Here is a 23,956-nt window from a genome sequence, read left to right on the forward strand (position 1 = left end):
GCGCGGCGTTGGCGACCGAGCGGAAGAAGATCCTGCTGCGCCTGGACCCGGCGGTGCACGACGCGCTGGCCCGGTGGGCGGCGGACGAACTGCGCAGCGCGAATGCACAGATCGAGTTCCTGCTCCGCCGCGCCCTCACCGACGCGGGGCGGATGCCCAGCGGTGCGGCGACGCTTCCCCGGCGCGGCCGACCGCCCAAGGAGAGCCCGGAGGACGGCCCCGACGCCGACTGACCGGGCGGCCCACCCACCCGTCCCCAGCCTGGAGCCCACGATGGACGTGCCCACCACCCTCCCGGAGAAGCTGTACCTGCTGGCCTACGACCCCGAGCGCGGGCGGCACACCGGCACCCTGAACCTCGACCCGGCCCTGCGGGCGGCGGCGCTCACCGAACTCCTCCACCGCGGGCTGATCCGCGACGACGGCCGGCACCCGGTCGGCGTCGACGGCGCGGCCGACGGCCTCGACCCGCTGTCCGCCCGGCTGCTGGAGCAGATTCGCCAGGGACGCCGGCGCAGCTGGAAGAGCTGGATCGGGCGCCAGGGATTTCCGTCGCACATGGTTCGCGACGGGCTCGCCGCCGACGGCCGGATCCGGGTCGAGAAGCGCCGGGTCCTCGGGATCTTCCCGGTCGCCCGGGTCACCCTGCCGGAGCCCCGGGTGCACAAGGCGTTGGCCTCGGGCATCACGTCGGCGCTGAAGGGCCCGCTCAGCCGGGTCGACCGGGCCGACGCCGCCCTGGTCGCGCTGGCCGACGGCGCCCGGCTGGGCTCGGTCCTGACGTGGCGCCGGCGCCGCGAGTTCCGGGCCAGGATCGACAAGCTGGCCCCCGTCACCGGCCCCATCCGGCGCGCCCTGCGCCGCGCGGTAGACGCCCAGAACTCGGACGGCGGGGCGGGCTGACCCGACCGCACGACCGCACGACCGCACGACCGCTCGACCGTGAGCCCGGCCGCCGATCCGGCGGCCGGGCTCCGTGCTGTCCGCCCCCGGCGCCGCCACCCGCCATCCACCGATCGGTTGATCGGCGCTCCACCGCATCGTCCGAGCGATAGGACCGGCTGGTCGATCCGCCGCAAGGCCCCCGCGCGGGAAGCTCGTTGTGAGCCGGGGAGCGCCCGGGACGAACGGGAGGGAGCGGCACGATGGCCGTGATCGAGGTGGCGGGCCTGCGGAAGGCGTACGGGCGGCGCCAGGTGCTGGAGGACGTGTCCTTCACCGTGGAGCGCGGCGAGGTGTTCGGCCTGCTGGGCCCGAACGGCGCCGGCAAGACCACCGCCGTCGAGTGCTGCGAGGGCCTGCGCCGGGCCGACTCCGGGACCGTCCGGGTGCTCGGCCTGGACCCGGTCCGCGACGCGCACAGGCTGCGCCCCCGGATCGGCATCCAGCTCCAGCAGGCCCAGCTGCAGGGCGCGCTGCGGGTCGGCGAGGCGCTGGAGCTGTACGCCGCCCTCTACCCGAAGCCGCGGGAGCCGCGCGAGCTGCTCGACGAGTGGGGGCTGGCCGGCGAGGTCCGGACGCCCTTCGACAAGCTCTCCGGCGGCCAGCGCCAGCGGCTGTTCATCGCCCTCGCGCTGGTCGGCGACCCGGAGGTGGCGTTCCTGGACGAGCTGACCACCGCGCTCGACCCGCAGGGCCGCCGGGACACCTGGGAGCTGGTCCGCCGGATCCGCGACAACGGCGTGACGGTGGTGCTGGTCTCGCACTTCATGGACGAGGTCGAGGCGCTCTGCGACCGGGCCGCCGTCCTGGACGGCGGGCGGATCGTCGCCGCCGGCACCCCGGCCGAGCTGGTCGCCCGCTCCGGCACCGGCGGCACCCTGGGCTTCCGTCCCACCGCGCCGCTGGACACCGCCCGGCTGGCCGCCCTGCCCGGGGTCACCGCCGTCGAGGAGCGGGACGGCCGGATCGAGGTCACCGGCACCGGGGACTTCGCCGACGAGGTGACCGGCCTGCTCGCCCGCGAGGGCATCGTCGTCACCGGCCTGCGGATCCGCGAGCACAGCCTCGACGACGCCTACCTCGCCCTCACCCGCCACCACGCCTGAGCCACCGCACTCCAGAAACGGACCCACCGCCATGAACCACACCGTCCACGCCGTCCGCCGCCTGGCCACCGTCGAGGCCCGCCTGTTCCTCCGCGACCCGCTGACCGCGTTCTTCAGCCTGGCCTTCCCGGTCCTGCTGCTGGTCGTCCTCGGCTGCATCCCGGCCCTGCGCCGCACCTCGCCCGACCTGCACGGCATGAGCACCATCCAGCTGTACGCGCCGATCCTGGCCGTCTTCACCCTGCTGCTGCTCGGCCTCAACGGCCTGCCGTCGCTGCTCTCCGCCTACCGCGAGCGCGGCGTGCTGCGCCGGATGTCGGCCAGCCCGGTCCGCCCGGGGCTGCTGTTCGGCGCGCTCGTGCCGATGTACGTCGCCATCGCGACCGTCTCGGTGCTGCTGGTCGTCCTCGGCGGGCTGGCCCTCGGGGTGCCGCTGCCGCGCCAGCCGCTGGGCTTCCTGCTGGCCTTCGTGCTCGCCGCCGCCGCGATGATGTCGGTCGGCCTGCTGATCGCCTCGTTCGTCCCCTCGGCCAAGGCCGGCAACGCGGTCGGCGCCCTCGCCTTCTTCCCGATGATGTTCTTCTCCGGGATCTGGCTGCCCCGCGACATGTCGCCCGCGCTGCTCGACCGGATCGGCGACTTCACCCCGAGCGGCGCCGCCGTCCAGGCCCTCCAGGACTCCTGGAACGGAAACTTCCCGCACGCCGTGGGCCTGCTCACACTCGCCGCGTACGCGGTGCTCGCGGGCGCCGCCGCTGCCAAGCTGTTCCGGTGGGAATGATCAAGGAGCCGGCCGCGGACGAGAACACCCTCGGCGACTGGCAGCACCGCCTGGACCGGCTGATCGGCCCGCTGTGCTACGTCGCCCTGCTGATCGCCCTCGCGCTGGCCCTCCTGGTCCCGGTCCCGACCGCGCGCTCCGCCGCCGCCACCCTCCCGGCGGCGGCCGCCGCGTTCCTGTGGCTGGTGCTGCGCTCCGCCCTCGACCGCCGGCCGCTCCCGGACGGGCGCGCCCGCTGGGCCGGTGCCCACTTCGCCGTCCTGCTGGTGCTGATCACCGTCCTGGTGCTGGACAACCCGTACTTCGGGTTCTTCGCCTTCACCGGCTACCTGCACGCCGCCCGGTACCTGCGCGGCCGGGCCCGGATCGCCGGCGCGGCGGCCACCACCGTGCCGAGCGCGCTCTCCCAGACCGGCGGGGTGCTGCCCGCCGGCGCCGCCCAGGTCGGCGGGCTCCTCGCGGTCATGGCCTTCAACCTGGTGGTCGTCGGCGTGATCCTCGCGCTCAGCGAGGTCACCGACCGGCTGAGCCTGCGCCGCAAGGCCGCCAACGCCGAACTCGCCGAGGCCAACCGGCTGCTGACCGAGATGCTCGCCGAGAACGCCGGACTGCACGCCCAGCTCCTGGTCCAGGCCCGCGAGGCCGGGGCCGCCGACGAGCGCCGCCGGCTCGCCCGCGAACTGCACGACACCGTCGCCCAGGGCCTGGCCGGCATCGTCACCCAGCTCCAGGCCGCCGACCTGGCCCGCGAGCAGGACACCCCGGTCGAGCAGTGGCGCCGCCACCTCGACAACGCGGCCGGCCTCGCCCGCGAGAGCCTCACCCAGGCCCGCCGGGCCGTCCACGCGCTGCGCCCGCTGGAACTGGAGCGCGCCGCCCTGCCGGAGGCGCTGGCCGAGCTCGCCGAGCAGTGGCAGGAGCGCAACGGCACGACCGCCGGGCTGACCGTCACCGGCGAGGCCCGCCCGCTGCACCCCGAGGTCGAGGTGACGCTGCTGCGGATCGCCCAGGAGTCGCTCGCCAACGCCGCCAAGTACGCGCGGGCGGGCCGGGTCGGACTGACGCTCTCCTACATGCCCGGCCTCGTCACCCTGGACGTCCGGGACGACGGCGTCGGCTTCGACCCGGCCGCCGAACCGGCCTCCCGGGCCACCGGCGGCGGCTACGGTCTCGCCGTGATGCGCCGCCGCGCCGAGCGCCTCGCGGGCCGGCTCGACCTGGAGACCGAACCGGGCGCCGGCACCACGGTGACCGCGACCCTGCCGGCGATCGGCATCGAGGAATGAGGGGGACCTTCGTGAACGAGGCACCGATCAGGCTGCTGCTGGTCGACGACCACCCGGTGGTCAGGGACGGGCTGCGCGGCATGTTCACCGCCGCCCCCGGCTTCGAGGTGGTCGGCGAGGCCGGCGACGGCGCGGAGGCGCTGCCGCTGATCGCCGCGCTGCTCCCGGACGTCGTGCTGATGGACCTGCGGATGCCGCGGATGGACGGCGTCACGACGATCCGCACGATGGCCGAGCGCGGCCTGACCAGCCGGGTGCTGGTGCTCACGACGTACGACACCGACGCGGACGTGCTGCCCGCCGTCCGGGCCGGCGCCACCGGCTACCTGCTCAAGGACGCGGCCCGCGAGGAGCTCTTCCACGCCGTCCGGGAGGCCGCCCGCGGCGCCTCGGTGATCGCGCCGACGGTCGCCGCCAAACTGCTCGGCCAGGTCCGCGAGCCGGTCCGGGAGGCGCTCAGTCCGCGCGAGGTGGAGGTGCTGGAGCTGGTCGCCTCCGGCGCGACCAACCGGGAGGCCGCGGCCCGGCTGTTCATCAGCGAGGCGACGGTGAAGACCCACCTCATCCACATCTACACGAAGCTCGACGTCAAGGACCGCGCGTCCGCCGTCGCCGCCGGCTACAACCTGGGCCTGCTGACGCCGACGCCGCCTCGGTAACCTGGGACGGTGCTCGAACCCGCTCTGCTGCCGACCCCGCTGGTGGACTGCACCGACGAGGCGCTCGCCCGGGCCGGGGTCGAGCTCCGGCTCAAGCGGGACGACCTCCTGCACCCGGCCGTCCCCGGCAACAAGTGGCGCAAGCTCGGGCCCAACCTGGCGGCGGCGCTCGAGCAGGGCCACACCCGGCTGCTCACCTTCGGCGGCGCGTACTCCACGCACCTGCGCGCGGTCGCGGTGGCCGCCGCGGCGCTGGGGCTGGAGAGCGTCGGACTCGTCCGCGGCGACGAGCTGGCCGGCCGGCCGCGCAACTGGTCGCTGCGGGCGGCCGAGGCGGCCGGGATGGAGCTCGCCTTCCTGTCCCGCACGGAGTACCGCGAGGCGACCGGCCGCAGTGGCTCCGCCGATGCGGAGGGCCGGGCGGCGCTGCAACGGCGGTGGGGCCCGTGCCTGGTGCTCCCCGAGGGCGGTTCCAACGCGCTCGCCGCGATCGGCGCGGCGGCGATCCCGGCCGAGCTGACCGACCTCGGCGCCCGTGACGTCGTCTGCTGTCCGGTCGGCACCGGCGGCACGCTGGCCGGGATCGCGGCGGGCCTGCCGTCCGGTGCCCGGGCGCTCGGCGTGGCGGTGCTGCGCGGCGGCGCGGGTTACCTGGAGGACGAGGTCGCGCGGCTCCACCGGGCCGCGTACGGGCGGGAGTTCGGCAACTGGCGGATCGACCACGCCCACCACGGCGGCGGCTACGGCAAGGTCCGGCCCGAACTCGCCGCCTTCGCCGAGCGGTTCGAGCGCCGACACGGCGTCGCGCTGGAGCGCCGGTACGTCGCGAAGCTCCTGGCCGCCCTCCACGACCTGGCCGCCGAGGGGGAGTTCCCCCGCGGCACCCGTCTGACGGCCGTCGTCACGGGCCTGCCGGACCCGGTCTGAGCCCTGCCCGGCGTCCTACCCGAACGTGAGGTTCGTGCAGGGGTCGGTGTCGGCGTTGCGCTCGTTCTCCGCTATGCCCGTCGGGATCCCGCCAGGCACCGTCGCGGTCGGACTCGGGCTCGCGCCCAGGTCGTTGATCTGGGTGCCGGCCGGCTGGTAGTCGCGGCCGAGGGTGACGGTGACCGCCCCGCTGCCGGGTTCCTCGACGGCCTTGGCCCCCGGGAAGAGGGCGGCCACCTGATCGGCGGCGGCCTTCAGCGCCGGGTCGTAGGAGACCTGGGTGGTCTGCCGCCCGGGGTCGTTGGCGCCGAGCGTGACGTTCGTGAAGCCGCGCGCCTTGAGCGCCGCCGCGCCGGAGCCGGCCAGGCCCGAGGTGCCGACCCCGTTGACCACGACGACCGGCGCCGCGGCCTGCTCGGGCGCGAGCGGCCCGGCGGAGGCGGACGCCGTCGCGCCGGCGCTCGCGGACGCGGTGGCCGCGCCCGTGCCCGCGGTGCCCTGACCGTCGAGGGTGCGGTCCTCCTTGAGCAGCTTCCACAGGGTGTCCGCGTCGGGCTGCACCAGCCGGACGCGCTCCCCGGCGAAGCGCCAGGGCGCGGTGACGAAGGTGACGTCGGAGAGCTTGATGTCCTGGACGGACCGGGCGAAGTCCACGAGCTTCATCGCGGTGCCGAGGCCCTCGTCCACGGTGAGCGACTTGGTGGCCGCGTCGGCCAGCGGCAGCAGGGTGGGCAGCGAGAAGCCCTGGGCCTGGACCTTCTTGATCATCGAGGAGAGGAAGGCCTGCTGGCGCTTCATCCGGCCTATGTCCGAGCCGTCGCCGATGCCGTGCCGCGTCCTCAGGTAGTCCACCGCGGACTGCCCGGAGAGCTTCTGCAGGCCCTTCTTGAGGTGGATGCCGTACTGGTCGACGTCGTTGGGCACGCAGGCGTCCACGCCGCCGATGGCCTCGGTCATCGCGGCCGCGCCCTTGAAGTCGACCACGACGGTGTGGTCGATCCGCAGGCCGGTGAGGCTCTCGACGGTGTTCTGCGTGCAGGCCGGGTTGCCGTGCGCGAACTGGCCCAGGCTGAAGGCCGAGTTGAACATCTGGTCGTTGCGCGGCCTGGTCCAGGTGCCGTCCTGCAGCTTGCAGGACGGGATCGTGACCAGGGTGTCCCGGGGTATCGAGACGCCGACGGCGTGCTTGTGGTCCGCGTATATGTGCACCAGGATCGCGGTGTCCGAGTTGCCGACGCCCTCGTCGCCGCCGCCGAGCGCGTCGTTGCCGTCGTCCCGGGTGTCCGAGCCGAGCAGCAGGACGTTGACCGGCACCTGGGCGCCCGGCGTCGCCGGGGCGGGCGCGGGCGGGCGCTCGGTGGCGACGCCGCCCGCGTCGAACGTGGTGATGTTGTGGTCGAGCCGGTGGTAGAACCAGGCCCCGGCCCCCACGACGGACAGCACCAGGACGGCGGCCAGGCCGATGGCGGTCCGCAGGAAACGCCGCCTGGGCGAGCTGCTGCTCATCGTCGCGGTCCCCCCGTCTTCGTCTGTTGCTGTTCGGTGTTCGAACATTAGACGTTTCGGGAAGGCGTTCGGTTACCTCGGTGAAGGTCCGGGTTCGGCGCCCGCGCCTGTGATGCTGGTCACGCTCCGGGCCCGGAGGCGCCCGTGAGCATCCGTCGGAGCAGGTCGCGCAGGACCGTCCGCTCGTCCTGGCCGAGCGCGGCCAGCGGCTCGCGGGCGAAGTTCAGCGACTCGCGCAACTCCTCGGAGGCGGCGGCGCCGCTGTCGGTGGCGGCGACCAGCTTGACCCGGCGGTCCTGCCGGTCGGCCTCTCTGGTCACGAAGCCGCGGGACTCCAGGCGGTCGACGATGCCGGTGATGTTCGACGGCTCACAGCTGAGCGTCTGGGCGATCTGCCGCATCGGCATCGGCCCCCGGCGCAGGAGGGCGAGCACCTTGGCCTGGGCCCCGGTGAGCGACCGGGCGGCCGCGGCGTCCTCGTACTCGCGGTGGAAGAGCGCGACCAGGTTGGCCATGAGGTCGACGACCTCGCGGGTGATCTCGTCGGGCTGCTGCGGCGTGGCGGCCGCGGTCGGCTGCGTCTCCATGGGGCACAGTCTACCTGAAAAGTTGACAACCTGAACCTTTCATGTCCATCGTTACTTCATTCACTCAACATTTCATGTGTGAGACACCGCCGATCACTCCCAGGAACAAAGGAACAATCCGATGGCAGAGCAGGCAGCGCCGACCACCGCCCGTGAGTGGCACCTCGCCGCGCGTCCGCAGGGCTGGCCGGTCCCGGCCGACTTCGCCCTCGTCGAGGCCCCGGTCCGCACCCCCGGCCCGGGCGAGATCCTGGTCCGCAACGCCTTCCTCTCGGTCGACCCGTACATGCGCGGCCGGATGAACGACGTGAAGTCCTACCTGCCGCCGTTCCGGCTGGGCGAGGCCATGGACGGCGGCGCCGTCGGCTACGTCGTCGCCTCGGAGGCCGAGGGCTTCGCCCCCGGCGACGCCGTGCTGCACGGCCTCGGCTGGCGCGAGTACGCGACCGTCGACGCCAAGCGCGCCGTCAAGGTCGACGCCGCCGCCGCCCCGCTCTCCGCCTACCTCGGCGTGCTCGGCATGCCCGGCCTGACCGCCTACGCGGGCCTGCTCGCCGTGGGCGCCCTCAAGGAGGGGGACAAGGTCTTCGTCTCCGGCGCGGCCGGCGCGGTCGGCTCGCTGGTCGGCCAGATCGCCCGGCTCAAGGGCGCCTCCCTGGTGGTCGGCTCGGCCGGCTCCGCGGAGAAGGTCGCCAAGCTGGTGGACGAGTACGGCTTCGACGCCGCCTTCAACTACAAGGACGGCCCGGTCTCCGAGCAGCTCGCCAAGGTCGCCCCGGAGGGCATCGACCTCTACTTCGACAACGTCGGTGGCGACCACCTGGAGGCCGCGATCGGCGCGCTCGGCGTGCACGGCCGCGCGGTGCTCTGCGGCGCCATCGCCCAGTACAACGACACCACCGCGCCCGCCGCCCCGCGCAACCTCGCGCTCGCGATCGGCAAGCGGCTGCGCCTGGAGGGCATGCTGGTCGGCGACCACGCCGCGCTCCAGCCGCAGTTCGTCGGCGAGGTCGCGGGCTGGCTCGCGGCCGGTGAACTCCGTTCCGACGAAACCGTGGTGGACGGCTTCGAGAACGCGGTGGAGGCCTTCATCGACCTGCTGCGCGGCGCCAACACCGGCAAGATGGTCGTCCGCCTGGGCGCCTGACCCGTCATCAGGGAATCCGACCGCCCCGCCGCCCGCCCCGGGCGCGCGGGGCGGTTTGCATGCACGGCGCAGGGAGGGTCGTCGCACTACCGTATTCCGGCCGGATCCGAAAGCACGTCATCCATCGTGCAGGGCGGCGCGGTACGGTGGTCCCGCCTGGCGATGGGGCCGTTCGGGGGAGAGATCCGGCCGAGGGGTAGACCTCGTTGAGGATTCGACTAGCATTGAGCGAAAGCCTGTCCGTTTTGCTCAATTTAGTGGCTTAATGTCGGCAAACGTGGGTAACTGTGGATCAACTGCAGGCACGAGGCAGCTGGGGAAGGCGACCCTCGTCCACAGCCTGGAGGTCCCGGTGACGACACGTGGAGTTCTCTACATCCACTCCGCGCCCCGCGCGCTGTGCCCGCACGTCGAGTGGGCCGTCGCGGGAGTGCTCGGTGTGCGGGTGAGCCTGGACTGGATCCGCCAGCCGGTCGCACCCGGACACTGGCGCGCCGAGCTCTCCTGGCAGGGTGAGCCCGGTACGGCCTCGAAGCTCGCCTCCGCGCTGCGCGGCTGGCAGCTGATGCGGTACGAGGTCACCAGCGAGCCCTGCGCCACGGCGGAGGGCGAGCGCTACAGCAGCACGCCCTCGCTCGGCATCTTCCACGCCGTCACGGGCATCCACGGGGACATCCTGATCCCCGAGGACCGGCTGCGCGCCGTCCTGCTGCGCGCCCGCAGCGAGGGGGCCGACCTGGAGGCCGAGATCTCCCGGCTGCTCGGCAAGCCCTGGGACGACGAGCTGGAGCCGTTCCGGTACGCCGGTGAGGGCGCGCCGGTGCGCTGGCTGCACCAGGTGGTCTGACCTCCGGCACGCACCCCCGGAACGACGGAAGGGGCCGGCGCTCACGAAGAGCGCCGGCCCCTTCCGGACGTACGGGCGGGTCAGCGGGTGCGGAAGGCCAGCACCACGTTGTGGCCGCCGAAGCCGAACGAGTTGTTCAGCGCCGCGATCCGGCCCTCGGCGGGCAGCGCGCGGGCCTCGTCGCGCACGATGTCCGCGTCCACGTCGTCGTCGAGCTCCTCGACGTTGATGGTCGGCGGGGCGAGCCGGTTGTAGAGGGCCAGCACGGTGGCGACGGTCTCGATGCCGCCGGCGCCGCCCAGCAGGTGGCCGGTCATCGACTTGGTGGCCGAGACGGCGATGTGGTCCAGGTGCTCGCCGAGCTCCTTGCGCAGCGCCTTCAGCTCGGCGGTGTCGCCCTGCGGGGTCGAGGTGGCGTGCGCGTTGACGTGCACGATCTCGGCCTTGTCGAGGGTGTTGCGGTCGAACAGGTCGGCCAGCGCGCGGGCCACGCCAGCGCCGGTCGGCTCGGGCTGGGCGATGTGGTGGGCGTCCGAGGACAGGCCCTGGCCCACGGCCTCGCAGTAGATCCGGGCCCCGCGGGCCTCGGCGTGCTCGACCGACTCCAGCACGACGACGCCGGCGCCCTCGCCGAGGACGAAGCCGTCGCGGCCCTTGTCGTACGGGCGCGAGGCGCGCTCGGGATCGTCGTTGTTCTTGGACATCGCCATCATGTTGGCGAACGCGGCGATCGGCAGCGGGTGGATCGCGGCCTCGGTGCCGCCGGCCACCACGACGTCGGCGCGGCCGCTGCGGATCATCTCGATCGCGTAGCCGATCGCCTCGGCGCCGGAGGCGCAGGCGGAGACGGGGGTGTGCACACCCGCGCGGGCGCCGACCTCCAGGCCGACGTTGGCCGCCGGGGAGTTGGGCATCAGCATCGGGACGGTGTGCGGGGAGACCTTGCGGGAGCCCTTCTCCTTCAGTACGTCGTACTGGTCGAGGAGGGTGGTCACGCCGCCGATGCCGGAGGCGATGACCGCGCCGAGGCGCTCGGGGGCGAGCTTGGAGGACTCGTCGGTGGCCGGGGTCTCGTAGCCGGCGTCGGCCCAGGCCTCGCGGGCGGCGATCAGCGCGAACTGCGCCGAGCGGTCCAGCTTGCGGGCCAGCGGGCGGGGCAGGATCTCGCCGGGGTCGACCGCGGTGCGGGCGGCGATGCGGACGGGCAGGTCCGCGGCCCACTCCTCGGTCAGGGCCGACACTCCGGAACGGCCCGCCACCAGGTTCTCCCAGGTGGTGGCGGCGTCGCCGCCCAGCGGCGTGAAGGCGCCGATACCCGTGACGACCACGGTACGGTTTTCAGCGGTCACTGGTTCTTCTTCTCTCACGTTGGTGCGGGGTCGGCGGCGAGCCGGGGGGTGGGGCCCGGGGGGGGGGCGGCCGGGGGGGGGGGGGGCCGGGGGGGCCCCGGGGGGGGGGGGCCCCGCCGGGCGGGTCGGCCGACTCGGCGAGCCGACCGACGATCACGCGACCGCTCAGGCGGCGTTGGTGACGATGTACTCGACGGCGTCGCCGACGGTCTTCAGGTTCTTGACCTCGTCGTCCGGGATCTTGACGTCGAAGCGCTCCTCGGCGGCCACGACGACCTCGACCATGGAGAGCGAGTCGACGTCCAGGTCGTCGGTGAACGACTTGTCGATCTGGACGTCCTCGGTCGGGATGCCGGCGATCTCGTTGACGATCTCGGCGAGACCTTCCAGGACCTCGGCCTTGTCCATAGCCATACTGGCTGCTCCTCTTCGGTGTTGAACGCGTCCGACCGGCGGACGGACGCAGGCTTGCGGATGAGTGGGGCGAAACGCGCCTAGGGGAGCGTAACGACTGCCGCGGCGTACACGAGACCCGCCCCGAACCCGATGATCAGCGCGAGGTCTCCGCTGCGGGCCTCGCCGCTCTCCAGCATGCGCTCCATCGCCAACGGGATGGAGGCCGCCGAGGTGTTCCCGGTTTCGGTGATGTCGCGGGCGACCGGCACCGAGTCGGGCAGCTTGAGGGCCTTGATCATGGCATCGGTGATGCGCATGTTGGCCTGGTGCGGGATGAAGGCGCCGAGCTGGTCGGCGGTGATGCCGGCGGCGTCCAGCGCCTGCTGGGCCACCTTGGCCATCTCCCAGACGGCCCAGCGGAAGACCGTCTGGCCCTCCATCCGCAGGGCCGGCCACTTGGCCTCCTCACCCGCGCCGTTGACGGCGTCGGGCTTGGCGAACGCGGTGTCCCAGGCCTGGGTCTGCGAGATGACGTCCTTCTGCGAGCCGTCCGAGCCCCAGATCACCTTGCCGATGCCGGGGGTGTCGGAGGGGCCGACGATCGCGGCGCCGGCGCCGTCGCCGAAGATGAACGCGGTCGAGCGGTCCGACTGGTCGGTCAGGTCGCTCAGCCGCTCGACGCCGATCACCAGCACGTACTCGGCGCTGCCGCCGCGGATCATGCCGTCGGCCAGGCCCAGGCCGTAGCCGAAGCCGGCGCAGGCGGCCGAGATGTCGAAGGCCGGGGCGGTGCCGCAGCCCAGGCGCTCGGCGATCTCGGTGGCGATCGCGGGGGTCTGCTTGAGGTGCGAGACGGTCGCGACGATGACGCCGCCGATCTGGTCGGGGGCGATCCCGGCCTGGGCGATGGCCTTGCCGGCGGCCTGCACCGACATCTCGGCGACGCTCTCCTCCGGACCGGCCCAACGGCGCTCGGCGATGCCGCTGCGGGTGCGGATCCACTCGTCCGAGGACTCGATCCACTCCAGGACCTCGGAGTTCGGGATCACGCGGACGGGACGGTAGCCGCCCACGCCGTGGATCCGTGAGTACTCGGCCCCGGTCGAAGGACGAATCTGCGGCTTGCTCATGCGGCCACCTCGCTGCGCTCGGCGGTCGCTTCGCAAGATGCGCACCTGCCGATCATTCGTTCGCTGCGCTCACTCATGCCTGGCTCTCCTGGTCCTTACCGCCGTGCTCCGCGATCAGCTCGCGAGCCTTGTCGAGGTCGGCGGGGGTCTTGAGGGCGAGCGTCGCCACACCCTTGAGGTTGCGCTTGACCAGGCCGGTGAGCGTGCCCGCGGGGGCCAGCTCGATCACGGCGGTCGCGCCCAGCGCGGCCAGCGTCTCCATGCAGAGGTCCCAGCGGACCGGGTTGGAGACCTGCGACACCAGACGCTCCAGCACCTCGGTGCCGGAGGAGACCACCGCGCCGTCCCGGTTGGAGACGTAGCGCACCTGCGGATCGGCCACGGTCAGGGTCGGGGCCAGCTTCGCCAGCCGCTCGACGCCCGGGGCCATGTGCTCGGTGTGGAAGGCGCCCGCCACCTTCAGCGGGATCAGCCGGGCGCCGGTCGGCGGGTCCGCCTTCAGCGCCTCCAGCTGGGCGAGCGTGCCGGCAGCGACGATCTGGCCGCCGCCGTTGTTGTTGGCCGGGGTCAGGCCGTGCTCGGTCAGCTTGGCCGCGACGGCCTCCGGGTCGCCGCCGAGGACGGCGGTCATGCCGGTCTCGGTGACGGCGGCGGCCTCGGCCATCGCGCGGCTGCGCTCCCGGACGAAGGTCAGCGCGTCGTGGGCGCCGAGCACACCGGCGCCGGCGGCGGCGGTGATCTCACCGACGCTGTGGCCGGCCACGGCGCCGACCAGGGAACGGGCGGCGGTCTCGTCGGGGAAGAGCGCGCGGGCGGTGACCAGGCCGGCGGCGACCAGCAGCGGCTGGGCGACGGCGGTGTCCTTGATCTCCTCCGCGGAAGCCTCCGTGCCGGCGTGCAGGAGGTCGAGTCCGGCGACCTCCGACCAGCCGCTCAGGCGGTCGGCGACACCGTCGACCTCCAGCCAGGGGCTGAGGAAACCGGGGGTCTGGGCACCCTGTCCAGGGGCGACGATTACGAGCACGGTTCAACCCTCTCTCGCCAGGCGCCCGGGGGCGGGTAGGCGACGGTAACGAAGAAAACCATCCGGGATTGTAAGTTCCCTACATCCTGGTCAGCCCTGCTCGCCGACGGACGTCAGTCGGCCGAGGGCCAGGGCGATCCGCAGCGTGAACGCCGATCGAACGTCCGATGGCGCGTAGCCCGTGACGTCGGTCACACGTCGGAGCCGGTAGCGCACCGTGTTCGGGTGGACGAAGAGCATCCGGGCGGCGCCCTCCAGCGAGGAGGCCTGCTCCAGGTAGACGCTCAGCGTCTCCAGCAGGGCCGAGCCCGCCTCGTCGAGCGGTGTGTAGATCTCCTCCACCAGCTGGCGGCGGGCCGCCTCGTCGCCGGCGAGCGCGCGTTCGGGCAGCAGGTCGTCGGCCAGCACCGGGCGGGGGGCGTCCGGCCAGGCGGCGCAGGCCCGCAGGCCGGCCGCGGCGGCGTGCGCCGAACGGGTGGCCGAGAGCAGGTCGGGCACGGTCGGGCCGACCACGACCGGGCCCGGCGCGAACTGGCCGATCAGCGCCCGGGCCGCGTGCACCGGCTCCTTGTCGCCGCCCACCACGACCACCAGGCGCTTGCCCAGGACGCCCGTCAGCACGTTCAGCTTGGCGTAGCGGGCGGCCCGGCGGATCGCCTCGACGACCAGCTCGCTGTCGCCGTCCGGGGCGCTGCCCATCACCACCCGGACCTGGCTCGGCTGGCCCCAGCCGAGCGCCGCGGCGCGCGAGAGCACTCCCTCGTCCGCATCGCCGGAGAGCAGCGAGTTGACGACCAGCGCCTCCAGCCGGGCGTCCCAGGCGCCGCGCGCCTCGGCCGCCTGGGCGTAGACCTGGGCGGTGGCGAAGGCGATCTCCCGGGCGTAGACCAGCACGGACTCGCGCATGTCCGCCTCGTCGCCGGGGGCGGCCACCTCCTCGATGGCCTCCTCCATCACCTCGATCGTGGTGCGGATCAGCTCGACGGTCTGGCGCAGCGTGATCGCCCTGGTCAGCTCGCGCGGGGCGGTGCCGAAGACGTCGGTGGAGATCGCCTGCGCGGCCTCCGGCTGGCGGTACCACTCGGTGAAGGCGGCGATGCCCGCCTGGGCGACCAGACCGATCCAGGAGCGGTGCTCCGGCGGCATCCGCCGGTACCAGCCGAGCTGGTCGTCCATCCGCGCGATCGCGGCGCTGGCCAGCTTGCCCGAGGACTTCTCCAGCCGCTTGAGCGTCGCGGCCCGGCGCTCGGCGCGGTCCGCGGCGTTTCTGCGCTCCTGCGGGGTCAGGCGCGGCGCGGAGCGGCCGGGGCGGTGGCGGCCCGGTGCGGAGGCCGGGGCCTTCCCGCCCGGCGCGGGATTCTCGGTGGGGTCGCTGGTGGCGTCTGAGGAAGCGGCTGGCACAAGGACAAGACTGCCTCACGTGAGTCACTGCTCGTGCACACCCCCCGGCGGAGCGCCGCGGTGGCACCCGTCACACCGGTTACGGTGGGGCCGTGACCGACGCCCCCGCCCGCCCCCGCACGGACCACCGCCGCACCGCCGAGCGCTACCTCTCCACCCCGGCCGAGGGCGTCGAGACCAGGCACGCGTTCTCCTTCTCGGGGCACTACGACCCGAAGAACACGCACTTCGGCGCGCTGCTCGCCTGCAACGAGGAACTCCTCGCGCCAGGGGCCGGGTTCGACGAGCACAAGCACCGGGACACCGAGATCCTCACCTGGGTCCTGGAGGGCGCGCTGGCGCACCGGGATTCGCACGGCCACAGCGGCGTCGTGCGCCCGGGGATGCTCCAGCACCTGAGCGCGGGCTCGGGCGTGACCCACACCGAGCGCAACGTCGGCGGTGCCGAGGGGCCGGTCCGGTTCGTCCAGATGTGGCTCCAGCCGGACGCGTTCGACGCGCCCCCGGCGTACGGGCTGCGCCGGGTGGAAGCGGCCGCGGGCGGGTTGACGCTGCTGGCCTCCGGGCTGGAGCGCGACGCCGGGGCGGACGTCCTGCGGCTGCGGCGCAGCGACGCCGCGCTCTGGCTGGCGACCGCGGGGCCGTGGCAGCCGCTGCCCCGACTGCCCTCCGCGGCTTGGCGCTACGCGCATCTGACGGCCGGCGCGCTGGGCTACCGGACGGTGCCGGGCCCCAAGGGCGAGGGGCGTTCGATGGTGCCGGGGGACAGCGTGCGGATCACCGGTGACGCGTTCGCGGACCCGTCGGCCGGTGGGACCGGCGCCGAACTCCTGCTGTGGGAGATGCACTCGCCGGTCTCGTACGGCTGACTCGGCCGGCCAGCCCCCGCAGCTAGGCCAGCCCCGGCAGCTAGGCCAGCACCGGCAGTTCGGCCAGCACCGCGTCGGACAGCTGCGGCCAGGCCTCGGCCGCCCAGGGGCCGAAGTCGCGGTCGGTGAGGGCGATGCAGGCGGCCCCGGCCGCCGGGTCGACCCACAGGAAGGTGCCGGACTGGCCGAAGTGGCCGAAGGTCGCGGGGGAGTTGGCGGTGCCCGTCCAGTGCGGGGTCTTGCCGTCGCGGATCTCGAAGCCGAGGCCCCAGTCGTTGGGGCGGCGGTGGCCGTAGCCGGGCAGCACGCCGCTGGTGCCGGGGAAGGCGACCTCGCGGGTGGCCCGGTGGACGGTGGACGGGTCGAGCAGCTTGGGGGACTGCAGCTCGGCGGCGAACCGGGTGAGGTCGGCGAGCGTGGACAGGCCGCCGGCGCCGGCCGGGGACTTGTGGGCGGTGTTGACCAGGGTGTCGTGCATGCCCAGCGGCTCGAACACGGCCTCGGCGGCGTAACGCGAGAACTCGATCCCGGCGGCCGTGGCGAGGGCGTTCGCCAGCGCGTCGAAGCCGGCGTTGGAGTAGAGGCGGCGCTTGCCCGGCTCGCCGAACACCCGGTCCTCGTCGAAGCCGAGGCCGGAGGTGTGGGCGAGCAGGTGGCGGACGGTCGAACCGGGCGGGCCGGCCGGGTCGTCGAGCTCGAAGACGCCCTCCTCCACGGCGACCAGCGCGGCGTAGGAGGTGAGCAGCTTGGTCACCGACGCGAGCGGGAACAGGTGCTGCTGCGGTCCGTGCGAGCCCAGCACCGCTCCGTCCGAGCCCCGGACGACCGCCGCGGCGGCGTGGGGGACGGGCCAGTTCTCGATCATCCGCAAGCTCTCCATGGGCCCGACTCTAACGGGGCCCGAAAGCGGGTGGCGGGACCACCCGGTTGTGAGGCTTGCTTGGAGTGCACTCCAACTAGGTAGCGTCGTCGTCATCACGGCACAGGGGGTATCGGTCATGGCCACACTCGCACCCGTCGAGGTCGATCTGCGGAGCTGTTCCGAGGTGTTCGGCCGGCCGGTCGGCGATCCGGACCGGACTCCGCGGCACACCATCAGCGAGGTCTCGGCGGCCAGTGGACTGACCACGCACACCCTGCGCTGGTACGAGCGGATCGGCCTGCTCGACCCGGTCGACCGCGCGGTCGGCGGCCAGCGCCGCTACTGCGACGCCGACCTGCACCGGCTGGCCTTCCTCGGCCGGCTGCGGCTGACCGGCATGTCGGTGGCGGACATGCTCCGGTACGTCGACATGGCCCGCGAGGGCGAGCGGACGTACGAGGGCCGGCGGCAGCTGCTGGTGACGCAGCGCGAGGAGGTCCGCCAGCGGATCGCCGACCTCCAGGCCACTCTCGCCGTCCTCGACTACAAGATCGATCTCTACGCGGGGAAGATCGCCGACGCCTCCGGCGCACCCGTCCAGTGCCAGTACTACCGAGCAGAGGAAGAGCAGCGAGCATGACGCACCCCGCACTCCCCACCGCCCGACTCGGCGCCGACGGCCCGCTCGTCGGTGTCCAGGGCCTCGGCTGCATGGGCATGAGCGAGTTCTACGGCCCGACCGACACGACCGAGTCGCTGGCCACCCTGGACGCCGCCCTGGAGGCCGGCGTCACCCTGTTCGACACGGCCGACATGTACGGCTCCGGCCACAACGAGGAGCTGATCGGCCCGTTCGTCCGGGCCAACCGCGACCGGGTGGTGATCGCCACCAAGTTCGCCATCGAGCGCAGGGCGGAGGACCCGGGCTACCGGGCCGTCCGCAACGACCCCGAGTACATCCGGGCCGCGGTCGACGCCTCGCTGCGCCGGCTGGGTGTCGACGTCATCGACCTCTACTACATGCACCGCCGCGACCCGGCCGTGCCGCTCGCCGAATCCGTGGGCGCCATGGCCGAGTTGGTGCGGGCCGGCAAGGTGCGCCACCTCGGGCTCTCCGAGGTGACCGGGGCCGAGCTGCGCGAGGCGCACGCCGTCCACCCGATCGCCGCGGTGCAGTCCGAGTGGTCGGTGTTCTCCCGCGACGTCGAGCGCTCGGTGGTGCCGGCCGCGGCCGGGCTGGGCGTCGCGTTCGTGCCGTACTCGCCGCTCGGCCGGGGTTTCCTGACCGGCTCCTTCCAGGACGCCGAGCAGCTCCCGGCCGACGACTTCCGGCGCACCCAGCCGCGCTTCACCGGCGCCAACGCGAAGGCCAACGACGCCCTGCTGGAGCCGGTGCGGCGGATCGCGGCGGACCGCGGGGTGACGCCGGCCCAGGTCGCGCTGGCCTGGGTGCACCAGCGGGCGCAGGTGCACGGGCTCACCGTCGTGCCGATCCCCGGCACCCGCAAGCGCACCCGGCTCGCGGAGAACACCGCCGCCGCGACGCTGGAGCTCCGCCCCGCCGAACTGGCGCTGCTGGAGCCGGTGGCCGGCGAGGTGGCCGGGGACCGTTACCCGAGCATGGCGAACACGCAGGTCGAGCGCGAGTAACGGCCTTCGGGGCCGGGCGGGTTCGGCCCGGGGGGCTGCGCCGGCTCCCCGGGCCGCTCGCGTACGGCGGGTCAACTCCCGGTAATCGAACGGAATTTCGTATCGAGCGGGCAATCTCCGGGTAAAGCCTGACAACGGCCGTCATGATTGCTGCGATTCTGCTGCCATGAAGGCCGACCGGCTGCTCTCGATCCTCGTGCTGCTGCAGACCCGCGGCCGGATGCCCGCCACGGAACTGGCGGAGCGCCTGGAGGTGTCCGTCCGCACCATCTACCGCGACGTGGAGTCGCTCGCCGCGGCCGGCGTCCCGGTGTTCACCGAGCGCGGCCGGCGCGGCGGCATCGGCTTGCTGCCCGGCCACCGCGCCGACGTCGGCGGGCTGACCGGGGACGAGGCCCGCGCGCTGCTCGTGCTGTCAGCTCGGGGCGCGCACGGCGAGCTCGCACTGGACGGGGCGCTCGGCTCGGCGCTGCGCAAGGTGATGGCGGCGCTGCCGGCGCCGGAGCCGCCCGTCGGCGGGCGCGGCGGCGAGCGCGTCCTGGTCGACCCGCCGCGCTGGCTGCCGAGCGGGGCCGGCGCCGCTGCCGGGCCGGACCTGGGCGAGCTGCAGTACGCGGTCTTCGCCGACCGGCGGCTGCGCCTGCGCTACCGGCACGGCGGCACGCCGGTGCCGGTGGAGTACACCGTCGACCCGTACGGCCTGGTGAGCCGGGCCGCGCTCTGGTACCTGGTGGCCGACCTGAACGGCGAGCCCCGGCTGTTCCGGGCCGACCGGGTGCTGGCCGCCGAGACGGCCGAGGAGCCGGTGCGCCGCCGCCCCGGGGCGGGGCTCGGCGACGTGTGGGCGGGGCTGCGCGAGCACGTGGAGCGGCGGCCGAACGAGCTGCCGGTGCGGGTCCGGGTGCGGCGCGGGCGGCTGGACCTGTTCGTCCGGGTCCACGGCGGGCGGGTCACCGCGCAGCCGCCGGAGGCGGGCGCCGGGCCGGCCGAGGAGTGGGTCGAGCTGGCGATGGCGTTCCCCACGCCGGCCGCCGTCCGCGCGCTGCTCGCCTTCGGCCCGGAGGCCGAGGTGCTGTCCCCGCCCGCCGCCCGCCGGGAACTGGCCCGGGCGGCGGCGGAGGCGCTGAGGCTCTACCAGGAGTAGGGCGTGCCTTTCGCCCCCGGCCTTGAGCTCCCGGCGGGGATCAGGAGCCGGACTGCGGCCGGAGGACGACGTCCTGGTAGTGGCCGAGCGAGATCGCCGCGAAGTTGTGCAGGCTGTCGGTGCCCTCGGTGAAGTAGCCGTTGTGGCCGGCCGCGCGGGCCGAGGAGATCTCCTCGGCGCCGAAGCCGGAGGACGTCGGGTCGGCGCCGTGGCCCAGACCGCCGACCTCCAGGTACGGGACGTTGCCGATCCAGTCGCTGGGGTTGCGGGTGGCCCACACCTTGACGCCGGTGCCGAGCTCGCTGGTGCTCTGCACGCCCATGCCGGGGCTGCCGAACACCATCATGTCGGTGACGCCGGAGGTGTCGGACGGCGAGGCCGCGGCGCGCGGGATCTCGGGGGCGGCGTCGCCGCAGACCACGGACCCGTAGGAGTGGCACAGCAGGGACGGCGGCGCGTCCGGGCGGGTGGTCTCCTTGAGCCCGGCGAGCAGGCGCTGCAGCCGGGGCGCGCCGATGTCGGCGAGGCGGGAGGTGACGGCGTCCGGGCCGAGGCCGGAGGGGGTGACGTAGCCGGTCCAGGCGATCACCGCGGTGCGGGTCTTGGGGGCCTGCTTGTGCTCCTCGGCGTACAGGGCGCGGGCCATGCCGGCGGGGGAGCGCAGCGGGTCGGCGGCCTGGTCGAAGTGGCCGAGGTCGGCGTCCGAGCCGGGCACCAGGACGGAGACCCGCTCGGCGTCGGCGAGGTCGCCCCACACCTCGGTGACCAGGCCGCGTCCGCGCGGGTCGAAGGCGAGGACCTGGCGGTCGGGGGAGAGCAGGTGCTCGACGTCGTTGGCGCGGGAGACGGCCAGCGCGCGGGCGTCGGAGTCGAGCTTGGGGTCGTTGGCGCGGGCGCGGGCGGCGTCGCGCTCCTCGGTGAGGGCGATCCGGTTGGCGCGGTAGCGCAGGTCGAGCGGGGCGCCGTCGAAGTTGCCGACGACCAGCGGGTACTGCCGGATCAGCCGGTCGAGCTCGGTGGGGGCCAGCGAGGCGAAGAACTCGGCGGCGGCGGCCGGGGTGGTGGTGGCCGGGTCGGGCAGGCCGCGGCCGAAGGAGTGGTCCTGGACCCAGGCGGCGCTGCCGGCCGGGGGCGTGCTGATCGCCAGCTGCTCGGTGGAGGCGGCGGCCGCGGCGGCCGAGGCGCCGGCGTCGGCGAGGACCGCGAAGCCCGCGAACGCCCCGATCAGTACACGCTTCCAGCGTCGACGGTTGCGCACCGCACCAACTCCCTTGGGCCCGTCACCATGTCCTGGGCGGGGCCCGAGGGGTGCGTCAGACTGCGAACTTCCCTCCGCAAGCGTAGAGGTCACGGGAGGGTGACGGACACGCCCAAACTGTGGGATGGATCACATGAACCGTGGGTGTCCGGTTCGCGTCTTCCCGTGGTTCGGGACGCCCCGCCGGGCCGGGGGCGCCGTCGTCCCGGGCGTCACCGCGCCCCCTCGTCGAACTCCCTGACGAGTCGCTTCGGCGCGGTGCGCCGCCAGGCCTCGGTGACCAGGTCGCGGAGTTCCTCGGGGTCGACGAGGTCCAGCCGGACGCTCACCCAGCCGTGCCGGCCGACGTAGGGGGCGGACGAGAACACCTCCGGATCGGCGGCCAGGAGTTCGGCCTGGTCCTCGGGACTGGCCTTGACGGTGACCCGCTCGCCCTCGGGGGAGCCCATCGCGAAGATCCTGGCCCGCACCCGCAGCGTCTCGATCTCCCACGTCGGCTCCTGCGCGGCCTCCGGAAGGGCCAGGGCCATCGCGCGGAACTCGTCGAACGTCACCATGGCGGCAGGTTAGAGCACGCCACCGACAACGCGCCCCCGGTGCGCGCCAAGGCGCTCCGGGGGCGTGTGCCGGCTGGGGCGGGCGGGTCACACCACGCCCAGCGCGTACGCGGTGAACAGGGCCGCACCGGCTCCGGCCACGGCCTTCCACGGGCGGGAGAGGGCCGTCCACGGCGCGTCGAACCGCCGGGCGAACCAGCCGATCCCCACCAGCGCGGCCGCGAACAGCGGGAGCAGCGCCAGCCGGGCGGCCACCCAGACGAGGGAGTCCGGCGCGGTGGTCAGCCCGGGGACGGCGCCGAGGCCGGCGGCGCCGGGCACCGCCACGGCGAGCATCGCGGTCTGGTGCCAGCAGAAGACCGTCATCGCCGACAGGTTGACCACGACCACCGGCAGCCACAGCAGCGGACGGCGGTTCAGTAGCCGGCCCAGGCGCTCCCGCAGCAGCACCGCGGCGCCGCACTGCGCCGCCGCCAGGGCGAGCACCAGCAGGGACGGCGGGTGCGAGTTGGTCCGCTCGACGCCGGGCACGCCGACCATGCTCGCCGGGTAGTGGAACACCAGCAGCAGCGCGGCGAACAGCACGGCGCCGCCGCCCAGCAGGACCCGCGCGGCCCGGCGGTCGAGCCGGCCCCGCGCCCACAGCACGCCCAGCTGGTAGCCGAACAGCCAGCCCGGCAGGATGTTGACCAGCCCGACCCAGGACGGCACCGCCTCCGCCCACGGCCCGTACCGCAGTGCGTCCACCACGGCGACGACGGCCACCAGGAGCCCCGCCGACCACGCGCCGAGCCGGCGGGCGGCGGCCAGGCAGACCGAGGTGAGCGCGGTCACCCCCAGGTAGACGGCGATGTACCAGAGCGGCTGCACCACCAGCGTCGCGCCGGTGCGGACGGTGCCGGCCGGGACGCCGAGCCGGGGCAGCACCGGGATCAGCACCGCCCACACCGCCGTCACGCCGAGCACCGGGCGCAGCAGCCGGACCGTCCGGGCGCGCAGCCAGCCCCCGTAGGTCGTGCCCCTGGCACGGGCGCGGTCCAGCGAGCGGACCGAGGAGTAGCCGCCGACCAGGAAGAACACCCCGAGCATCTGCAGCACCCAGCTGACCGGGGCGAAGCCGCCGAGGGCGGAGAGCGGGCTGGCGTTGTGCAGGGTGCCGTCGGGGTCGCGGGTGAAGCCGCCGAGCATCCAGTGCCCGAGCGGGACGGCGAGCAGGGCGAGGGCGCGCAGGCCGTCGAGGGCGCGGTCGCGGTGCGCGGGGGTGCGGGCGTCGACCTCGTGGGCGGCGCGGCGCAGGGCGGTGAGCGGGTGGGCCATGGCGGTGCTCCTTCTCCGGTTGCGGCGGTCCGGGCTGGTCAGCGGCCCTGCGCGAGGGCGGCGTAGGCGGTGAGCGAGGCGGTGCCGGGGGCGAAGTAGCCGGTGTGGCCGTGCGAGCCGGTGGACGGCAGGGGGCGGGCGCCGAAGTCCGGGCCGGTCGGGTCGGCGCCGTGGCCGAGGCCGAACAGCGAGACGTTGGGCACCCGGCCGATCCAGTCGGAGTCGTTGCGGGTGGTGGCCCAGAGCGGGACGCGGGGGTCGAGGTCGGCGGCGGAGCCGACGCCCATGCCGGGCGAGCCGAGCACCACCACGCCGGAGGCCTGTGCGGGGCCCGGGCGGGCCAGGCCGCAGACGACCGAGCCGTAGCTGTGGCAGAAGACGGTGGCCGGGGCCTCGGGGCGGGTGCTGACGGCGAGCCCGTCGAGCAGCCGGGCCAGCCGGCCGGCGCCGGCGCGGGCCAGGTCCTCGGTGGCGGCGTCCACGCCGAGTCCGACCGGGGTGGTGTAGCCGGCCCAGGCGATGACGGCGGTCGTCCGGCCGGTGGCCTCGTACAGGGACCTCGCCATGCCGGCGGGGGTGCCGTACGGGTCGGCGGCGCGGTCGAAGTTCAGCAGGTCGATGTCGGAGCCGGGGACGACGACGGCGGTGCGACTCGCGCCGGCCAGGTCGCCGTAGACCTCGGCGACCTGGCCGCGGCCGCGCGGGTCGAAGGCGAGGACCTGCCGTCCGCCGTCGAGCAGGGTGCGGTAGCGCTCGGCGCGGGTGCGGGCGGCGGCCTGGTCCTGCGGGGTGAGCGCCGGGTCGGCGGCGCGGGCGGCCTCCCGGTCGCGCTCGGCGGCGAGGGCCAGGGCGTTGGCGTGGTAGCGGAGTCGGACGGGCGCGCCGTCCAGGTTGCCGACCACCAGCGGGTGCCGGGCGGCGAGGGCCTCGCCCTGGGCGGGCGTCAACCGGGCGAAGAACGCGGCGACTTCGGCCGGGTCGGTGGCGGCCGGGTCGGGCAGCCGGAGGCCGAGGGCGGTGTCGGCCGTCCACGCGGCGCTGCCGGGCGGCGGGCCGGTGACGGCCTGCTGCGTGTCGGCGGCCCAGCCGCCGGCGCCGAGTACCGCCGCGAGGGCCACCGTGGCGGCGGCGATCGCACGCCTGGCCCGAAACTTTCCCATCTTCCCGTGCTCCCTTGTCCGTTGCTCACTGGCGACGGAGAGGAAGGTAGG

At 74.3% G+C, this 23,956-nt stretch carries 25 protein-coding genes; 13 read left to right on the forward strand and 12 right to left on the reverse strand.

Annotation, left to right across the window (positions count from 1 at the left end; all coding sequences use genetic code 11):
• Window positions 1-8 precede the first annotated feature (8 nt).
• The 7 genes from ACFV4F_RS03120 (at window position 9) to ACFV4F_RS03150 (ending at window position 5,701) form a co-directional block, all read left to right on the forward strand.
• A complete protein-coding gene (locus ACFV4F_RS03120) occupies window positions 9-233 on the forward strand; it encodes a hypothetical protein (protein ID WP_380445343.1) in 225 nt (74 codons plus the stop codon).
• A 40-nt stretch (window positions 234-273) separates the two neighbouring features.
• On the forward strand, window positions 274-903 hold the full coding sequence (locus ACFV4F_RS03125) for a GPP34 family phosphoprotein (protein WP_380445344.1): 630 nt from the start codon (window positions 274-276) through the stop codon (window positions 901-903).
• Window positions 904-1,145: 242 nt separating this feature from the next.
• Window positions 1,146-2,048 carry an ABC transporter ATP-binding protein gene (locus ACFV4F_RS03130; protein WP_380493417.1) on the forward strand — a complete coding sequence of 301 codons (903 nt, stop codon included), beginning with the start codon at window positions 1,146-1,148 and terminating at the stop codon, window positions 2,046-2,048.
• 31 nt (window positions 2,049-2,079) lie between these two features.
• Window positions 2,080-2,829, forward strand: a complete 750-nt coding sequence (locus ACFV4F_RS03135) for an ABC transporter permease (protein WP_380500212.1) — start codon at window positions 2,080-2,082, stop codon at window positions 2,827-2,829.
• Entirely contained in the window at window positions 2,826-4,115 is a 1,290-nt protein-coding gene (locus tag ACFV4F_RS03140) for a sensor histidine kinase (protein WP_380445352.1), read from the forward strand. The genes ACFV4F_RS03135 and ACFV4F_RS03140 overlap by 4 nt, the downstream gene beginning before the upstream one ends.
• Before the next feature lie 11 nt (window positions 4,116-4,126).
• Window positions 4,127-4,774 (forward strand): response regulator, encoded by a 648-nt coding sequence (locus tag ACFV4F_RS03145; protein ID WP_380445347.1) that lies wholly within the window; start codon window positions 4,127-4,129, stop codon window positions 4,772-4,774.
• 9 nt (window positions 4,775-4,783) lie between these two features.
• Window positions 4,784-5,701 (forward strand): 1-aminocyclopropane-1-carboxylate deaminase/D-cysteine desulfhydrase, encoded by a 918-nt coding sequence (locus tag ACFV4F_RS03150; protein ID WP_380500213.1) that lies wholly within the window; start codon window positions 4,784-4,786, stop codon window positions 5,699-5,701.
• 15 nt (window positions 5,702-5,716) lie between these two features.
• On the opposite strand, the gene ACFV4F_RS03155 is transcribed toward ACFV4F_RS03150, so the two are convergent.
• The gene (locus ACFV4F_RS03155) at window positions 5,717-7,207 is read right to left on the reverse strand and encodes an LCP family protein (protein WP_380445349.1); all 1,491 of its coding nucleotides are present in this window, start codon (window positions 7,205-7,207) and stop codon (window positions 5,717-5,719) included.
• 119 nt (window positions 7,208-7,326) lie between these two features.
• Entirely contained in the window at window positions 7,327-7,794 is a 468-nt protein-coding gene (locus ACFV4F_RS03160) for a MarR family transcriptional regulator (RefSeq protein WP_329931053.1), read from the reverse strand.
• 121 nt (window positions 7,795-7,915) lie between these two features.
• Here ACFV4F_RS03160 and ACFV4F_RS03165 point away from each other — a divergent pair, with 121 nt between their 5' ends.
• Window positions 7,916-8,941, forward strand: a complete 1,026-nt coding sequence (locus ACFV4F_RS03165; RefSeq protein WP_380500214.1) for an NADP-dependent oxidoreductase — start codon at window positions 7,916-7,918, stop codon at window positions 8,939-8,941.
• A 352-nt stretch (window positions 8,942-9,293) separates the two neighbouring features.
• Window positions 9,294-9,788 carry a DUF3145 domain-containing protein gene (locus tag ACFV4F_RS03170; protein ID WP_359969683.1) on the forward strand — a complete coding sequence of 165 codons (495 nt, stop codon included), beginning with the start codon at window positions 9,294-9,296 and terminating at the stop codon, window positions 9,786-9,788.
• 80 nt (window positions 9,789-9,868) lie between these two features.
• Here ACFV4F_RS03170 and fabF read toward each other — a convergent pair whose 3' ends face one another.
• The 5 genes from fabF to ACFV4F_RS03195 form a co-directional block, all read right to left on the reverse strand.
• Window positions 9,869-11,137, reverse strand: coding sequence for a beta-ketoacyl-ACP synthase II (gene fabF, locus ACFV4F_RS03175; RefSeq protein WP_380439278.1), 1,269 nt, complete (start codon window positions 11,135-11,137; stop codon window positions 9,869-9,871).
• A gap of 165 nt (window positions 11,138-11,302) precedes the next feature.
• Window positions 11,303-11,551 carry an acyl carrier protein gene (locus ACFV4F_RS03180; protein ID WP_380439280.1) on the reverse strand — a complete coding sequence of 83 codons (249 nt, stop codon included), beginning with the start codon at window positions 11,549-11,551 and terminating at the stop codon, window positions 11,303-11,305.
• A gap of 80 nt (window positions 11,552-11,631) precedes the next feature.
• Complete coding sequence (locus ACFV4F_RS03185; protein WP_380439283.1) at window positions 11,632-12,663, reverse strand: beta-ketoacyl-ACP synthase III; 1,032 nt, start codon at window positions 12,661-12,663, stop codon at window positions 11,632-11,634.
• A 73-nt stretch (window positions 12,664-12,736) separates the two neighbouring features.
• Entirely contained in the window at window positions 12,737-13,687 is a 951-nt protein-coding gene (locus ACFV4F_RS03190; protein ID WP_380439285.1) for an ACP S-malonyltransferase, read from the reverse strand.
• A 90-nt stretch (window positions 13,688-13,777) separates the two neighbouring features.
• Entirely contained in the window at window positions 13,778-14,974 is a 1,197-nt protein-coding gene (locus tag ACFV4F_RS03195) for a PucR family transcriptional regulator (protein WP_380439440.1), read from the reverse strand.
• 206 nt (window positions 14,975-15,180) lie between these two features.
• Here ACFV4F_RS03195 and ACFV4F_RS03200 point away from each other — a divergent pair, with 206 nt between their 5' ends.
• Complete coding sequence (locus tag ACFV4F_RS03200) at window positions 15,181-15,957, forward strand: pirin family protein (RefSeq protein WP_380500215.1); 777 nt, start codon at window positions 15,181-15,183, stop codon at window positions 15,955-15,957.
• A 40-nt stretch (window positions 15,958-15,997) separates the two neighbouring features.
• Here the strand turns inward: ACFV4F_RS03200 and ACFV4F_RS03205 are convergent, their stop codons facing one another.
• A complete protein-coding gene (locus tag ACFV4F_RS03205; RefSeq protein WP_380500216.1) occupies window positions 15,998-16,837 on the reverse strand; it encodes a serine hydrolase domain-containing protein in 840 nt (279 codons plus the stop codon).
• Window positions 16,838-16,955: 118 nt separating this feature from the next.
• Here ACFV4F_RS03205 and ACFV4F_RS03210 point away from each other — a divergent pair, with 118 nt between their 5' ends.
• The 3 genes from ACFV4F_RS03210 to ACFV4F_RS03220 all read left to right on the forward strand — a co-directional run bounded on the left by ACFV4F_RS03210 (window position 16,956) and on the right by ACFV4F_RS03220 (window position 19,613).
• The gene (locus ACFV4F_RS03210; RefSeq protein ID WP_380500217.1) at window positions 16,956-17,459 is read left to right on the forward strand and encodes a MerR family transcriptional regulator; all 504 of its coding nucleotides are present in this window, start codon (window positions 16,956-16,958) and stop codon (window positions 17,457-17,459) included.
• Complete coding sequence (locus tag ACFV4F_RS03215; RefSeq protein ID WP_380439293.1) at window positions 17,456-18,469, forward strand: aldo/keto reductase; 1,014 nt, start codon at window positions 17,456-17,458, stop codon at window positions 18,467-18,469. The genes ACFV4F_RS03210 and ACFV4F_RS03215 overlap by 4 nt, the downstream gene beginning before the upstream one ends.
• A 166-nt stretch (window positions 18,470-18,635) precedes the next feature.
• Window positions 18,636-19,613, forward strand: a complete 978-nt coding sequence (locus ACFV4F_RS03220) for a helix-turn-helix transcriptional regulator (protein WP_380500218.1) — start codon at window positions 18,636-18,638, stop codon at window positions 19,611-19,613.
• A 40-nt stretch (window positions 19,614-19,653) separates the two neighbouring features.
• Here the strand turns inward: ACFV4F_RS03220 and ACFV4F_RS03225 are convergent, their stop codons facing one another.
• The 4 genes from ACFV4F_RS03225 to ACFV4F_RS03240 all read right to left on the reverse strand — a co-directional run bounded on the left by ACFV4F_RS03225 (window position 19,654) and on the right by ACFV4F_RS03240 (window position 23,905).
• A complete protein-coding gene (locus tag ACFV4F_RS03225; protein WP_380493434.1) occupies window positions 19,654-20,871 on the reverse strand; it encodes an alpha/beta hydrolase in 1,218 nt (405 codons plus the stop codon).
• A 212-nt stretch (window positions 20,872-21,083) separates the two neighbouring features.
• A complete protein-coding gene (locus ACFV4F_RS03230; RefSeq protein ID WP_380500219.1) occupies window positions 21,084-21,428 on the reverse strand; it encodes an MmcQ/YjbR family DNA-binding protein in 345 nt (114 codons plus the stop codon).
• An 87-nt stretch (window positions 21,429-21,515) separates the two neighbouring features.
• Window positions 21,516-22,745 carry an acyltransferase gene (locus ACFV4F_RS03235; protein WP_380500220.1) on the reverse strand — a complete coding sequence of 410 codons (1,230 nt, stop codon included), beginning with the start codon at window positions 22,743-22,745 and terminating at the stop codon, window positions 21,516-21,518.
• Window positions 22,746-22,783: 38 nt separating this feature from the next.
• A complete protein-coding gene (locus ACFV4F_RS03240; protein ID WP_380500221.1) occupies window positions 22,784-23,905 on the reverse strand; it encodes an alpha/beta hydrolase in 1,122 nt (373 codons plus the stop codon).
• Window positions 23,906-23,956 lie beyond the last annotated feature (51 nt).

The sequence above is a fragment of the Kitasatospora sp. NPDC059722 genome (genome assembly GCF_042733235.1).
Taxonomy (GTDB): Bacteria; Actinomycetota; Actinomycetes; order Streptomycetales; family Streptomycetaceae; genus Kitasatospora.

What these genes read in the sequence shown, in the direction of transcription:
- ACFV4F_RS03220 (WP_380500218.1), top strand. Translation starts at nt 18,636, where the DNA reads ATGAAGGCCGACCGGCTGCTCTCGATCCTCGTGCTGCTGCAGACCCGC.
- ACFV4F_RS03135 (WP_380500212.1), top strand. Translation starts at nt 2,080, where the DNA reads ATGAACCACACCGTCCACGCCGTCCGCCGCCTGGCCACCGTCGAGGCC.
- ACFV4F_RS03130 (WP_380493417.1), top strand. Translation starts at nt 1,146, where the DNA reads ATGGCCGTGATCGAGGTGGCGGGCCTGCGGAAGGCGTACGGGCGGCGC.
- ACFV4F_RS03235 (WP_380500220.1), bottom strand. Translation starts at nt 22,745, where the DNA reads ATGGCCCACCCGCTCACCGCCCTGCGCCGCGCCGCCCACGAGGTCGAC.
- ACFV4F_RS03215 (WP_380439293.1), top strand. Translation starts at nt 17,456, where the DNA reads ATGACGCACCCCGCACTCCCCACCGCCCGACTCGGCGCCGACGGCCCG.
- ACFV4F_RS03205 (WP_380500216.1), bottom strand. Translation starts at nt 16,837, where the DNA reads ATGGAGAGCTTGCGGATGATCGAGAACTGGCCCGTCCCCCACGCCGCC.
- ACFV4F_RS03240 (WP_380500221.1), bottom strand. Translation starts at nt 23,905, where the DNA reads ATGGGAAAGTTTCGGGCCAGGCGTGCGATCGCCGCCGCCACGGTGGCC.
- ACFV4F_RS03230 (WP_380500219.1), bottom strand. Translation starts at nt 21,428, where the DNA reads ATGGTGACGTTCGACGAGTTCCGCGCGATGGCCCTGGCCCTTCCGGAG.
- ACFV4F_RS03165 (WP_380500214.1), top strand. Translation starts at nt 7,916, where the DNA reads ATGGCAGAGCAGGCAGCGCCGACCACCGCCCGTGAGTGGCACCTCGCC.
- ACFV4F_RS03140 (WP_380445352.1), top strand. Translation starts at nt 2,826, where the DNA reads ATGATCAAGGAGCCGGCCGCGGACGAGAACACCCTCGGCGACTGGCAG.
- ACFV4F_RS03210 (WP_380500217.1), top strand. Translation starts at nt 16,956, where the DNA reads ATGGCCACACTCGCACCCGTCGAGGTCGATCTGCGGAGCTGTTCCGAG.
- ACFV4F_RS03155 (WP_380445349.1), bottom strand. Translation starts at nt 7,207, where the DNA reads ATGAGCAGCAGCTCGCCCAGGCGGCGTTTCCTGCGGACCGCCATCGGC.
- ACFV4F_RS03125 (WP_380445344.1), top strand. Translation starts at nt 274, where the DNA reads ATGGACGTGCCCACCACCCTCCCGGAGAAGCTGTACCTGCTGGCCTAC.
- ACFV4F_RS03185 (WP_380439283.1), bottom strand. Translation starts at nt 12,663, where the DNA reads ATGAGCAAGCCGCAGATTCGTCCTTCGACCGGGGCCGAGTACTCACGG.
- ACFV4F_RS03160 (WP_329931053.1), bottom strand. Translation starts at nt 7,794, where the DNA reads ATGGAGACGCAGCCGACCGCGGCCGCCACGCCGCAGCAGCCCGACGAG.
- ACFV4F_RS03180 (WP_380439280.1), bottom strand. Translation starts at nt 11,551, where the DNA reads ATGGCTATGGACAAGGCCGAGGTCCTGGAAGGTCTCGCCGAGATCGTC.